This window comes from Alcanivorax sp. (genome assembly GCF_014762765.1).
Classification (GTDB): Bacteria; Pseudomonadota; Gammaproteobacteria; order Pseudomonadales; family Alcanivoracaceae; genus Alcanivorax.
Genome location: NZ_JABURH010000113.1, coordinates 35,344 through 48,083, shown reverse-complemented (window position 1 = coordinate 48,083; position 12,740 = coordinate 35,344). Strand labels below are relative to the sequence as shown.

The window sequence follows — 12,740 nt, the reverse complement described above, 5'->3', positions numbered from 1 at the left end:
AATCTGGCGATTGATCGTCATGGTGCTCTCCCGGATTTCAAACCTACCTGTAGGAACGTCGCTTGCGGCGCGATGGAAAGCAGGAGCAAGTTTCAAGTGACAAGTTGCAAGGCGCGATCAATGTACCACCAATCTCAAAGGCCTTGCCCGCGATGGCAGGTTGAGCGCGGGACTGATGCCTCGAATTGCCATTGAGCTTTATTCGCGTTGCAGCTTGAAACTTGATACTTGCAACTGGCCTTTATCGCGCCGCAAGCGACGCTCCTACGGCTAAGAAATATTTTTTATCATCAAAAAAGGCGGCCGAAGCCGCCTTGGTGTGTTGCGTTACGCGGCGTCTTCGTCCACATCCAGCAGGTTTTCCAGCTGCTGCATGTGATAGCCCAGATCACCAAGCTGGTGGTCAATCATCACGATACGCTTGGCGTAATGAGACACGGCGGTTTCTTCCATCATGCCCATGCCGCCATGCAGCTGGATGGCTTCTTCCGCCACCTTGCGACCGGACTTGCCGATGATCGCCTTGGCCGCCGCCAGGCGCTTGGCACACACCGGTGCCGACAACTCCAGGGAGCAGGCCGCCAGAATGGTCATGGAACGGGCTTTTTCCAGCTCCATGCGCATTTCCACCATGCGATGTTGCAGGGCCTGGAACTTGCCGATGGGCACGCCGAACTGCTGACGTTCCTTGATGTAGTTCAAGGTGTGGTCACAGGCCACTTCCATGGCGCCGGTGGCTTCCGCACAGAGGGCAACGATACCCAGCGCCAGGGATTTCTCCAGGGCGTCAATGGCATTGCCTTCTTCACCCAGCAGCTCCGCCGGCGCCTTGTTGAGGCTAATTTCCGCCGCATGCAGACCATCAATGGTTTCATAACCGCGACGGCTCACGCCCTCGGCGGCAGCATCCACCACAAAGGCGGACAGGCCATTGCGGTCATTGGCATTACCAGCGGTACGGGCAATCACGACCAGCTTGTCGGCGCTATCCCCGTGCAGGACCACCGCCTTGCTACCGCTGATCACATAGCCATCGCCGCTCTTTTCCGCCGTTGTCGCCACATGGGTATGGTCATAACGACCTTCCGGTTCATAGGCGGCCAGGGCCAGGCGCAATTCACCGCCAACGATGGCGCTGATCAATGCCTCTTTCTGGCTGTCGCTACCCAGGGCATTGATCAGGGTGCCACTGAGCACCACGGTGGCAAGATAGGGTTCCAGCACCAGGCCGCGGCCAAAACCTTCCGCCACCACCATCAGTTCCGGACCGCCACCATTGAAGCCGCCGAAATCTTCGGAAAACGGTACGCCCAGCAGGCCCAGTTCGGCGAACTGCTGCCACATTTCTTTGGAGAAGCCCAGCTCGCTGGTGCGGGCTTTTTCGCGTACGTCGAAGGGGTAACCATCGCGAACCAGACGGCCCACGGTTTCCTCGAGCATGCGTTGTTCGTCGCTCAGTTTGAAGTCCATGGTCGTCTCCTTACAGTCCCAGAATCATCTTGGCGATGATGTTCTTCTGAATTTCATTGGAGCCGCCGAAGATCGACAGCTTGCGCATGTTGAAGTACTTGGTGGAAACACTGTTGGCAAAGTCGGGGCCCACCATTTCACCGTCGTAATCTGCGTCAAAGGTTTCCGGCAGGAACGGCTGGGCGTAGGGACCCGCCGCACGACGGAACAGGTCGGTAATTTCCTGACGCAGTTCGGTGCCCATGATTTTCAGGAAAGAACTTTCTGCGCCGGGGACACCGCCCGCCTGGGCTGCGGCCACGGTACGCAGGTTGGTCATTTCCAGTGCCATCAGCTCCATTTCCACATCCGCCAGACGGTTGCGGAACAGCGGGTCTTCAATCAACGGTTTGCCGTTCTGCTGTACCTTGCGAGCCACCTCTTTCAAGTGCTTGAGCGCCGCCTTGGACTGGCCCACACCGGCAATACCGGTACGCTCAAAAGTCAGCAGGTACTTGGCGCAGGTCCAGCCCTTGTTCTCTTCACCGACCAGGTTTTCCACCGGCACTTTTACGTCGTCGAAGAACACTTCGTTCACTTCGTGCTCGCCGTCCAGGGTAATCAGCGGACGTACGGTGATGCCCGGGGTCTCCATATCGATCAGCAGGAAGGAAATCCCTTCCTGTTTCTTGGCATTCGGATCGGTACGTACCAGACAGAAGATCCAGTCGGCGTGCTGCCCCAGGGTAGTCCAGGTTTTCTGGCCATTAACCACATAGTGGTCGCCTTCGCGAACCGCCTTGGTTTTCAGGCCGGCCAGATCAGAACCGGCACCCGGCTCCGAGTAGCCCTGACACCACCACACATCACTGCTGAGGATGGGCGGCAGGTATTTCTGTTTCTGCTCGTCGGTGCCGAACTTGATGAGCACCGGCGCCACCATGTTCACGCCGAAAGGCAGCACGGTAGGGGCGCCATACTCGGCGCACTCTTCCTCGAAGATGTGCTTCTGGATGGGAGACCAGCCAGTGCCGCCGTGCTCTGTGGGCCAATGCATGGCCATCCAGCCCTTTTCGTTAAGGATTTTCTGCCAGCGGATGGTGTCTTCCTTGCCCAGGTGCTGGTTGTTCTTGACCTTGCTGGCAATGTCCTTGGGCAGCTTTTCATCCAGAAAGGCGCGCACTTCATCGCGAAACGCCAGTTCTTCCGGGGTGTAGTTGATATCCATCTTTGAACCTCTTGAAAGGTTGTTCTTTGCTTCGCAACCACTGTTGGAGCCTTGCTCGCAAGGCGAATTTTTTCTGCAATCTTCGCCTTGCAAGCAAGGCTCCAACGACGGGTTACAACATTCGTTTCTCAGCGGTAAAAGCCTTTGCCCTGCTCTGCCAGGTCGCTGAGCAGTTTGGCCGGCTTCCAGGCATCCGAGCCGGTTTGCTGATAGATCTCGTTGATCTTGTCGTGGATGGTTTTCACACCCACCTGGTCCGCCCAGAACAGCACACCGCCGCGGTACACCGGGAAGCCGTAGCCGTAGATCCAGATCACATCCACATCCAGCGGGCGGGCGGCGATGCCCTCTTCCAGGATCTTCGCCCCCTCGTTGACCATCACGTACATGCAGCGCTCCAGGATTTCCTGGTCGCTGATTTCACGGGGGTTAATCCCGTTATCACTACGATATGTAGCAATAATGCTCTCAACAGCCGGTGAAGGAACAGGGGTGCGGTCGCCGTCTTTATAGTCAAAAACGCCAGCCTGGGTCTTCTGCCCGAGACGACCGGCTTCCACCAGTTCGTCAGTCCAGTTGCGCGGCGGCGCGTTATCCGGGTCTTCCTTGCGCAGTTCCTCGCGGATGCGATAGCCCACATCCATACCGGCCAGATCAGACATGGCAAACGGCCCCATGGGGAAGCCCAGATCGAACAGTACCTTGTCCACCTGCTCCGGGCTGGCCCCTTCGTTGACCAGCTCGATGGCTTCCGCCTGGCGCTTGTGCAGCATGCGGTTGCCGACGAAACCATGGCACACGCCCACCAGCACACCGACCTTGCCGATGCGACGGCTCAGGTCCATGACAGTGGCGATCACTTCATCGGAGGTTTTTTCGCCACGCACGTTTTCCAGCAGCTTCATCACGTTGGCGGGGCTGAAGAAGTGCATGCCCATCACGTCTTCGGGACGGCGGGTGAAGCTGGCAATGCGATTCACGTCCAGGGTGGAGGTGTTGGTGGCGAGAATGGCGCCGGGTTTGCAGACCCGATCCAGCTCACTGAACACGGCCTTTTTTACGTCCATGTTCTCGAACACCGCTTCGATCACCAGGTCCACATCGCTCAGATCGTCGTAGCTGAGGGTGGGCTGAATCAGCGCCATGCGCTGCTCCACCTGCTGTTGGGTAATGCGGCCTTTCTTCGCGGTGTTTTCGTAGTTCTTGCGGATGATGGCGATGCCCTTTTCCAGGGCCTCTTCTTTCACCTCGAGAATCTTCACCGGAATGCCCGCATTGGCGAAATTCATGGCGATACCGCCGCCCATGGTGCCCGCGCCGATCACCGCCGCCAGCTTGATCTCGCGCTTGGGGGTATCCTTGTCGAGCCCTGGCACCTTGGCCACTTCCCGTTCGGCAAAGAACACATGACGCTGGGCCGCGGATTCGCTGGAAACCAGCAGCTTGAAGAACAGCTCCCGTTCCCGCTCCACGCCCTTGTCGTAGGGCAACTCCACCGCTGCCTTGACCGCCTTGATACAGGAAAACGGCGCCTTGAAGCCGCGCTGTTTTCTGGCAATGGATTGCTCGAAATGCTCGAACAGCTCGGCACTGGTGTCCCCGGGCACGTCCAGTTCGGAGAGTTTTCGCAGCGGCGCGCCATCGGCCACCAGCTTGCGGGCAAAGGCCAGTGCGCCATCCAGCAGATCGCCACTGACCACCTCGTCCACCAGACCCAGCTCCCGGGCCTCGGCTGCCTTGATGGGGTTGCCGCCCACGATCATTTCCAGGGCTTTCTGTGCCCCCACCAGACGCGGCAGGCGCTGGGTGCCACCGGCACCGGGCAGCAGGCCCAGCTTCACTTCCGGCAGGCCCAGGCGGGCGCTGTCCAGGGCCACGCGATAATCGCAGCCCAGCGCCACTTCCAGCCCGCCACCCAGGGCGGTGCCATGGATGGCAGCGATCACCGGCTTGTCGCTGGCTTCGTATTCATCAATCACCGCGGGCAGTACCGGCTGCTGGGGCGGCTTGCCGAATTCACGGATATCGGCGCCGGCCGGGAAGGTCTTGCCCTCGCCGATCACCACCACCGCCTTGATGCCATCGTCCGCCAGGGCCTCGCGTAGACAGTTCTGCAGTCCTTCCCGGACCCCATGGCCCAGCGCATTGACGGGGGGATAGTTGATTCGGATTACGCCAATATCGCTATCGCGACTGAGGCTGACCGGATGACTCATAGTACTCTCCTCGTTGAACTGCCATGCTCCGGTAGAGCCAGGCAGCACCTGCCCGGTCTGACGCCGGGTCAGGAAGATGAAATCTCGACGTATTATTTACCCGGCAATGAAACTGTTATCGCGCCGCCAGCGACGTTATTCGCTCCGCTCACCCTTCGGGCCGACCTGCGGTCGATGCTCCACTGCGCTACGCTCCGACGGCAGAGGGCGCACTGCTATTGCACAGGTATTTCATTGCCGCTTGATAACACTGATCTGCGATGCCTAATGGCGACGCACATAACTGTTAACTGCCCCCAGTATAAGCAAAGGCGGACCGCTTTCAATTATTTTGGAATAATATTTCATTATCTGAAGAAGACGAAAAAACAGGGCGCCAGGCGCCCTGCTTCCCCTCCTCGCCAGGTTACTCGCCCAGCACCTCGGAAATACGCTGCAGCTCAACGGTGCCACCTTTCTTGACGGTAGCGATGTTGGGATCGGCCATCATGCCACCCTTGGCATCGATTTCGGTCACGCCGTAGGGGTTATGCTCCTCCGCCAGGCTTTTCAGCGCATCGCCCATGGCCGCCCGGATTGCCTTGGCGTCCTCCACGGTACCGGCTTCCTTCATGGCCTGAACCACGGTATGCATGGCGAAATAGTTGTAGGCCACTTCGGTGGTGGGATCCTTGCCGTCATTCTGCGTGTGGTACTTGGCGACAAAATCCTTGGCGCCCTGCTCTTCGTACATGGTCAGCGGGACCACACCCACGGAGCCTTCCAGCATCTTGTAACCGCCAATGATCTTGGACATTTCGCCCATCTTGGCCTGGTCCATGATCACGAAGCCCCCTTTGAAGCCCAGCTGGCGGGCCTGCTTGGCCACCAACGCCGTGGGCTCGGAGGCCCCGCCAATGAACAGCACGTCCGGCTTCTCTGCCAGCACCTTGCTGACGCCGGTATAGAAGTCCGCCGACTTGTTGTAGTCCATGGGGTTATCCGCCACCACGGTACCGCCCATGGCTTCCCAGGTGGGTACGAATGCCTTGGTCCAGTACTTGGCGTAGTCATGGGTGGCATTGGCGATGGCCACTTTCTTGCCATTCTGTTCCATGGCGATCTTGGTGAACGGCTTCATGTAGCCGGTAAAGGTGGGCGGGATACGCACGGTCAGTTCATTGCCCTTCTCGGTCACGGTGGGCACCGAGGTATAGGACATCACCAGGAAATCATCCCGTTCATTGAACGCCTGCAACGCAAAGGTGCCACCGGAGTGCGGCGTAAAGATCACCGGTGCATTGTACTGCTGCACCAGGCGCTTGCCGTTCACCGCCGCCTGACTGGGGGCGTACTTGTCATCCAGGGATACCAGGTTGATCTCGTAGGTGTCATCACCCACCTTGAAACCACCCTTGTCGTTGATTTCCCGGGCAGCCATTTGCAGGCCTTCCAGGGTGTTCTGCCCGTACAAGGCGGCACCGCCACTCAGTGGCCCGGTGAAACCGATGGTCACGGTTTCGGCCGCCTGTGCGCCGCTGGCAGCCAGTGCGATGGCACTGGCGCAGGCCAGACGGCAGAAGCGCTTAACCAGTGTATTTTTTCCGTTGCTCATGAAACTCTCCCGTTATTATTTCAATCTTGTTGTGTAGCGCACACGTTGCGGGTGATCGCCTCAGGCCCCGATGTAGGCCTTGCGAATTTCTTCATTACCCAGCATCGCGTCTTTATCACCCTCCATCACCAGGCGACCGTTTTCGATCACGTAGGCGCGGTGAGCAATTTTCAGTGCGGCGAAGGCATTCTGCTCCGCCAGCAACACGGTGGTGCCCTGTTCGTTGATGCCCTTGATGGTTTCAAACATCTGCTTCACGACCAGCGGGGCCAGCCCCAGAGAAGGCTCGTCCAGCAGCAGCAGTTTCGGCCGCCCCATCATGGCGCGACCAATGGCCACCATCTGTTGCTGGCCGCCACTGAGGGATCCGGCGGGATGATCCTTCTTCTCATCCAGGATCGGGAACAACGCCAGCACCTGGTCCAGCGTCTTCTTCATGGCGACCTTGTCCCGGCGATGCACATAGGCACCCAGCATCAGGTTTTTCAGCACCGACATTTCCGGGAACAGCTTGCGTCCCTCCGGACACTGCACCACGCCACTCTGTACCAGGCCAGAGGGCTTCAGGCCGGTGACATCCTTGCCATTCAGGGAGATCCTGCCGGCAGTAGGTTTGAGCAAGCCGCTGATGGTATTGAACAGGGTGCTCTTGCCGGCGCCATTGGCGCCCAGCAATACCACCAGTTCACCCTCGCCCACGGTCATGGAGACTTTTTCCAGGGCCTTGAAGCTGCCGTAGCGGGCTTCCACATCGTTAAGCTGCAGCATCGTCATCACTCCCCAGATAGGCTTCGATTACCACCGGATTGTTGCGGATCTGTTCCGGGGTGCCTTCGGCAATTTTTTCACCGTGGTCCAGCACCATGATCTTGTCCGCCAGGCTCATGATCATGTCCATCTTGTGCTCAATCAGGCAGACGGTGACGCCGTGCTCCACCATCTTGCGGATCAGTGCTGCCAGGTTCTCGGTCTCCTCCGGGTTGATGCCGCCGGCGGGCTCATCCAGCAGCACCAGCTCCGGATCGGTAGCCAGGGCCAGCGCAAAGGCCACACGCTTTTTTTCTTCCTGGCTGATGTCCGCGGTAATGCGATGACCGATATGGGACAGGCCGACGAAATCCAGCACTTCCTGGGCCCGGGAACGACATTTTTTCTCTTCATCACGCAGACGCTTTGAGTTGATGATCACGTCCCACAGGCGCGACTGGGTGCGAAGACGGTGGCCCACGATCAGGTTGTCCAGCACAGTAGATTCATCGAACAGTGAGGTGGTCTGGAAGGTCCGCGCGATACCCAGCCGGGCAATGCGGTCACAAGCCATACCGGTGATATCCATACCCTGGTATTCGATGGAGCCTTCCGTGGGCGCCATGGCGCCGGCCACCAGATTGAAGAAAGTACTTTTCCCCGCACCGTTGGGGCCGATGATGGCGTTGATCTTGTTGGCGTCGAATTCGATGCTGACGTTGTTCACCGCCGCCAGACCACCGAACCGTTTGGTCAGGTTATTGATCTTAAGCATGGTTACCGGCCTCCTGATTGCGAGGTGTTACCGCCTTTTTCGTCTGCGACTTTTTTTCGCTGGCAGATTCCTTTTGGGCGGTTTCATGAGCTGCGGCCAGACGGCGACCACGCCAGGTCAGGAAGGTGCCCACCACACCGCGTGGGAAAAAGATCACCAGCACCACCAGCAGCGGGCCGAACACGATCATCCGGTACTCTTCCAGGAACTGCAGGGACTGGGTCAGCCAGGTAATCGCCAGGGTGCCGAACAGCGGCCCCATCAGGGTGCCGATGCCACCCACCAGCAGGAAGGTAATCATGTCGAAGGTATGCACTACGTCGGCTTCTGCCGGGCCGATAAAGCGCACCATGCCGGCATACAGCGCACCGGCCACACTGGCGTAGGTGGTGGACAGCACGAATGCCAGTACCTTGTTGCGCATCAGGTTGATACCCAGGGACGCGGCCAGCTCGTCACTGATACGAATGGCCCGGAAACTGCGGCCCAGCAGGGAGTTGGCAATCCGCGCCGCCAGCCAGATGGACAGCACCATGAACACCAGAGCCAGGTAATAGAACGGCGTGGTTTCGGTGAAATCCACCAGGCCGAATCCGCTCGGCGCCGGAATATTGATAATGCCCAGGGCACCGTGGGTCAGCTCCTCCCATTTATCGATCAACAGATAAATGATGAAGCCCACACAGAGGGTAAAGATGGCGAAGTAGTGCTCTTTCAGGCGCAACGACACCACCCCGGCCAGGAAACCCAACAAGGCACCGGCAATACCCGCTGCCACGAAGGCCCACCAGAACGCCCAGCCATGATCCACGGTGAGAATCGCCAGGGTATAGGCGCCGATGGCAAAGAAGCCGCCATGGGCCAGATTCAACTGGCCACAAAGCCCGGTGATGATATTCATGCCGTAGACCGCAATGGCCCAGACAAACGCCAGTGCCATCACGTAGATCTGGTATTCATTGCTCGCCACGAAGGGGAACAGCAGTGCCGCGACGATCATCACGATCTTCATCGCCGGCGTCATGAAAAAATCGGAAATCTTGTGCAGGGCGTTCATTAGCGCACCCCCTTGGTGAACAGACCGATGGGCTTGATGGAGAGAATCACCACCAGCAAGGCGAAGGCGATGATGTCCTTGTAGTCGGTGGAGATGTAGAAGCCACCAAAGGCTTCCGCAAAACCGATGATCAAGCCGCCGACAATGGCACCGGGAATGGAACCCATGCCGCCGAGGATGATGATCACAAAGGCTTTCATGATCAGCAGATGCCCCATGGCCGGATACACCAGGTTAATCGGCGCGAACAGGGTGGCCCCCACCGCCGCCAGCACCCCGGAGATGGCAAAGGTCATCATCGCCACCCGGTTGGCATCGATCCCTACCAGGAAGGCCCCTTCCCGGTTCTGGGCCATGGCCACAATGGTGGAGCCGGTCATAGTCTTCTTCAGGAACAGGTGCAGAACCGCCATCAGCGTGAACGCACCGACAATAATCAGCACCCGCTGGGCCGGCATGGTCAGGCCGGCAAATTCGACGATACCGGTATAAGGCGTGGGCATGCGGCGGAATTCCGCGCCCCAGTGCATCTGCACCAGCGCTTCCAGAAACAGCATGATGCCGATGGCGGCAATCTTGTCGTGGATTGGCGGCGCATCACGCAAGGGGTTGAACACCAGTCGCTCGCACAACACCGCCAGCAACGCCACAGCACCGGCGGCGCCAAGCATGGCCAGCCAATAGTTGGCGCCAACATCGACCATGATCACGTAGGACACATAGGCGCCCACCATATAGAGCGCCCCGTGGGCAAAGTTCGGTACGTGCAAAATGCCGTACACCAGGGTCAGCCCCAGGGCCACCAGCCCGTAGATGCTGCCCAGCGTCAGGCCGTTAAGCACTTGCTGCATGAATAAGTCCAAGGCAAAGCCTCCTGTATGGGGGAACCGCCGCTCAGTGGCATTGGCGTTTCCCGTTTTTCCTTTGTTATGTCAGCCCCTGCGACGTAGCGCTGCCGCGTAGGTTTTATTGTGGTGCTGACGGGGTGCTAGCAAGCCTGCTGTTTCTGCTCACTGGCCCATTCCTGCTCCTGCAGGGCTCGCCACATCACCTTGCCAGTGGGCGAACGGGGCAGCTCATCGCGAAACTCCACCACCTCTGGCACCTTGTAGGCGGCCATTTCTTCCTTGCACCAGTCGATGATGGCCTGCTCGGTGAGCGTGCCTTTCATCTCGTTGCGCAGAACCACACAGGCTTTCACGGTTTCACCGCGACGGGGGTGGGGAGTGGAAATCACGCAGCTTTCCTGGATGGCCGGGTGGCGGTACATGAGGCTTTCCACCTCGGCGGGCCAGACCTTGAAGCCGGACGCATTGATCATCCGTTTGACCCGATCGACGATGAAGAAATAGCCCTCTTCGTCGTGGTAACCCAGATCACCGGTGCGGAAGAAACGCTTGCCATCCAGCTCGACAAACACCTTTTGCGTTTCCTGGGGACGCTTCCAGTAGCCCTGGAACACCTGTGGGCCATGGATGAGGATTTCCCCCACTTCACCCGGCCCCAGTTCCCTGCCGGTCTGGCCGTCGTCTTCCACTGCCACAATGCGTGAATCGATATCGAATACCGGAATCCCCAGACACTGGGACTTGGGGTTATCGGTGGGATTGATGTGGGTGCCGGCAATGGTTTCGGACAGGCCATAGCCTTCCATGTAACGCAGTCCGGTGATCTGGAAGAGTTTGTCGGAGACTGCCGCGGGCATGGCCGCCCCGCCGCCACCGATATTCTCCAGGGAAGACAGGTCGTATTTCTCCACGTCCGGATCGGAGAGCAGGTCGATGGCCATGGTGACGATATTCACCCAGCGGCTGACTTTGTAACGCTCAATCAGCGTGGCCGCCACGCGACGATCCCAGCGGGTCATCAAGACGATCAATGAGCCGCCATAGATCGGCGTATTCATGGAGCCCTGCATGCCGGTTACATGAAAGTACGGCAGCGTGGCCAGGGTCACCGACTCGGTGGTGCCATGACTCCAGATCGCCCCCTGGACACAGGTGGCCATCACCGAACCATGGGTGTGCATGCACCCCTTTGGCGCTCCGGTGGTCCCGGAGCTATAGGGAAACACCGCCAGATCGTCCGGGCCGACCAACAGTTCGCCGGGGGATTCACCGGCACCAATGGCGTCTTTCCAGGCAATGTGCGCGGGATGGTTCAGCGCCACCGCCGGCGCTTCCACCTCGGCGGGCAGCGGCAGGTCCGTGTCACGGGTGAGGTAATCGCTGTAGGCCGCCACGATCACATGGCGCAGGTTCACCATGCCCACCACCGGGGCCACCGCCGGCAACAATTCCTGGCCACAGATGGCCACGGCGGCATCGGTATCCTCCAGGTAATGCTCCAGTTCGGCGGCCCGGTTCATGGGGTTCACCGGCACCACAATGGCATTGGCACGGAGGATGGCGTAGTAACTGATGATGAACTGGGGGGCGTTCTGCATGAACAGCAGCACCCGGTCACCCTTCTCCACGCCCAGCGATTGCAGGTAACCCGCCAGGGCATCCACCTGCTGCTTGAGCTCCGCGAACGTGATGGGGCTGTCGTAATAGTTGATTGCATCCCGGTGGGGATAACGCAGGGCCGAAACCTCCAGATTGGTATAGAGGCTGGTCTGCGGCAGGCTGAGGTGGCGCGGCATATTCTCCGGCCAGACCGCATAGTGCCGATCAAACATGTTGTGCTCTCCCGCGGCGCTTTTATAAGCGCCTTTTATTTGTGTTGCTGCTGTAGCGAATGCTGAAGGGAATCGGCGGTCCCACCGCCCTTCAGCGGAAACAAGATGTTGACTCGCCAGTCAATCTGACATGGCTCGGGAAGGCCGTCAATACTATTTTGGAATGACGTTTCGTTTTTTGAAACGAAATCTGACAAAGGCTGGAAAAGGGGTTTTTCGGGGAGGGACCAAAAACATACCACCGGGTATGTGGTCTGCACAGACCAGTTGTCGGAAATGCGGACCGGTATTTCAATGGGATGTTCAGGCGCCGGTATCAATCTCCGGGACGCTGACGCAGGGAGGGAGCATGCTGCAGGGCGAACAGGCAGGTATCGACAAAATCCGTGGCTGCCCGCTCCAGGTCCAGCACCTCTGGATCGAGTAGCCAGTACATGATCACGCCGGTGAGCTGGCTGTGTAACCAGCTAACGGCCTTTCCCGTATCCAGACTTTCCGGGAGCTGGCCGCGGGCAATGGCGTTGGCAAAGGTCCGCGCCAACCGCGCGGAGGAGTCCCGACAGGCTTCACGCTGGCGATCCAGCAAATCGGCATTCTCACCGCTGAACTCGCATTTCTGGAACATGATCTCGAAAAGCCGTCGCTGGCCGGGATCACAGACCGCTTGCTGTAACAGAAAGACCATAAACTCGCGCAGGCGCCCCAGTGGATCCGGCTCGCTGACATCCTCTGCCCGCTCCGCCAGACTGTCGAATGGCAAGCGACTGCGATCCACCATGGCCATGAACACATCATGCTTGTTTTTGAAGTGCCAGTAGATCGCCCCTCGCGTCACCCCGGCCTCGCTGGCAATATCTTTTAAAGAGGCGGACAGTACCCCTTTACGGTGAAAAACCTGCTCGGCGGCATCCAGGATCTGAGCCCGGGTTTGCAGCGCTTCTGCCTTCGTTCGCCTGACCATGGGAGACTCTTATGGGCGTGAAAAAATCAAATG

The 12,740-nt window shown here is 58.8% G+C and carries 10 protein-coding genes; all 10 read right to left on the bottom strand.

Going from position 1 to position 12,740, the window contains the following annotated elements; all coding sequences use genetic code 11:
• Window positions 1–327: 327 nt before the first annotated feature.
• Window positions 328–1,470, bottom strand: coding sequence for an acyl-CoA dehydrogenase (locus HUJ17_RS07395; RefSeq protein WP_103917933.1), 1,143 nt, complete (start codon window positions 1,468–1,470; stop codon window positions 328–330).
• Window positions 1,471–1,480: 10 nt separating this feature from the next.
• Window positions 1,481–2,677 (bottom strand): acyl-CoA dehydrogenase family protein, encoded by a 1,197-nt coding sequence (locus HUJ17_RS07390; protein ID WP_290510095.1) that lies wholly within the window; start codon window positions 2,675–2,677, stop codon window positions 1,481–1,483.
• A gap of 128 nt (window positions 2,678–2,805) precedes the next feature.
• On the bottom strand, window positions 2,806–4,893 hold the full coding sequence (locus HUJ17_RS07385; protein ID WP_290510094.1) for a 3-hydroxyacyl-CoA dehydrogenase NAD-binding domain-containing protein: 2,088 nt from the start codon (window positions 4,891–4,893) through the stop codon (window positions 2,806–2,808).
• 406 nt (window positions 4,894–5,299) lie between these two features.
• On the bottom strand, window positions 5,300–6,487 hold the full coding sequence (locus HUJ17_RS07380) for an ABC transporter substrate-binding protein (protein WP_290510093.1): 1,188 nt from the start codon (window positions 6,485–6,487) through the stop codon (window positions 5,300–5,302).
• A gap of 60 nt (window positions 6,488–6,547) precedes the next feature.
• Entirely contained in the window at window positions 6,548–7,255 is a 708-nt protein-coding gene (locus tag HUJ17_RS07375; protein ID WP_103917936.1) for an ABC transporter ATP-binding protein, read from the bottom strand.
• A complete protein-coding gene (locus HUJ17_RS07370; protein ID WP_062817931.1) occupies window positions 7,242–8,009 on the bottom strand; it encodes an ABC transporter ATP-binding protein in 768 nt (255 codons plus the stop codon). Before HUJ17_RS07370 ends, HUJ17_RS07375 begins: the two co-directional genes overlap by 14 nt.
• Window positions 8,002–9,066, bottom strand: coding sequence for a branched-chain amino acid ABC transporter permease (locus tag HUJ17_RS07365; protein WP_290510092.1), 1,065 nt, complete (start codon window positions 9,064–9,066; stop codon window positions 8,002–8,004). Before HUJ17_RS07365 ends, HUJ17_RS07370 begins: the two co-directional genes overlap by 8 nt.
• Window positions 9,066–9,929 (bottom strand): branched-chain amino acid ABC transporter permease, encoded by an 864-nt coding sequence (locus tag HUJ17_RS07360; RefSeq protein ID WP_290510091.1) that lies wholly within the window; start codon window positions 9,927–9,929, stop codon window positions 9,066–9,068. The genes HUJ17_RS07365 and HUJ17_RS07360 overlap by 1 nt, the downstream gene beginning before the upstream one ends.
• Window positions 9,930–10,054: 125 nt before the next feature.
• Window positions 10,055–11,746: a long-chain fatty acid--CoA ligase gene (locus HUJ17_RS07355; protein ID WP_290510090.1), complete on the bottom strand. Its 1,692-nt coding sequence runs from the start codon at window positions 11,744–11,746 to the stop codon at window positions 10,055–10,057.
• A 316-nt stretch (window positions 11,747–12,062) separates the two neighbouring features.
• A complete protein-coding gene (locus HUJ17_RS07350; RefSeq protein WP_290510089.1) occupies window positions 12,063–12,707 on the bottom strand; it encodes a TetR family transcriptional regulator in 645 nt (214 codons plus the stop codon).
• Window positions 12,708–12,740: the final 33 nt, after the last annotated feature.

Coding starts and splice junctions, on each gene's coding strand:
- HUJ17_RS07395 (WP_103917933.1), bottom strand. CDS start 1,470: ATGGACTTCAAACTGAGCGACGAACAACGCATGCTCGAGGAAACCGTG.
- HUJ17_RS07390 (WP_290510095.1), bottom strand. CDS start 2,677: ATGGATATCAACTACACCCCGGAAGAACTGGCGTTTCGCGATGAAGTG.
- HUJ17_RS07385 (WP_290510094.1), bottom strand. CDS start 4,893: ATGAGTCATCCGGTCAGCCTCAGTCGCGATAGCGATATTGGCGTAATC.
- HUJ17_RS07380 (WP_290510093.1), bottom strand. CDS start 6,487: ATGAGCAACGGAAAAAATACACTGGTTAAGCGCTTCTGCCGTCTGGCC.
- HUJ17_RS07375 (WP_103917936.1), bottom strand. CDS start 7,255: ATGCTGCAGCTTAACGATGTGGAAGCCCGCTACGGCAGCTTCAAGGCC.
- HUJ17_RS07370 (WP_062817931.1), bottom strand. CDS start 8,009: ATGCTTAAGATCAATAACCTGACCAAACGGTTCGGTGGTCTGGCGGCG.
- HUJ17_RS07365 (WP_290510092.1), bottom strand. CDS start 9,066: ATGAACGCCCTGCACAAGATTTCCGATTTTTTCATGACGCCGGCGATG.
- HUJ17_RS07355 (WP_290510090.1), bottom strand. CDS start 11,746: ATGTTTGATCGGCACTATGCGGTCTGGCCGGAGAATATGCCGCGCCAC.
- HUJ17_RS07350 (WP_290510089.1), bottom strand. CDS start 12,707: ATGGTCAGGCGAACGAAGGCAGAAGCGCTGCAAACCCGGGCTCAGATC.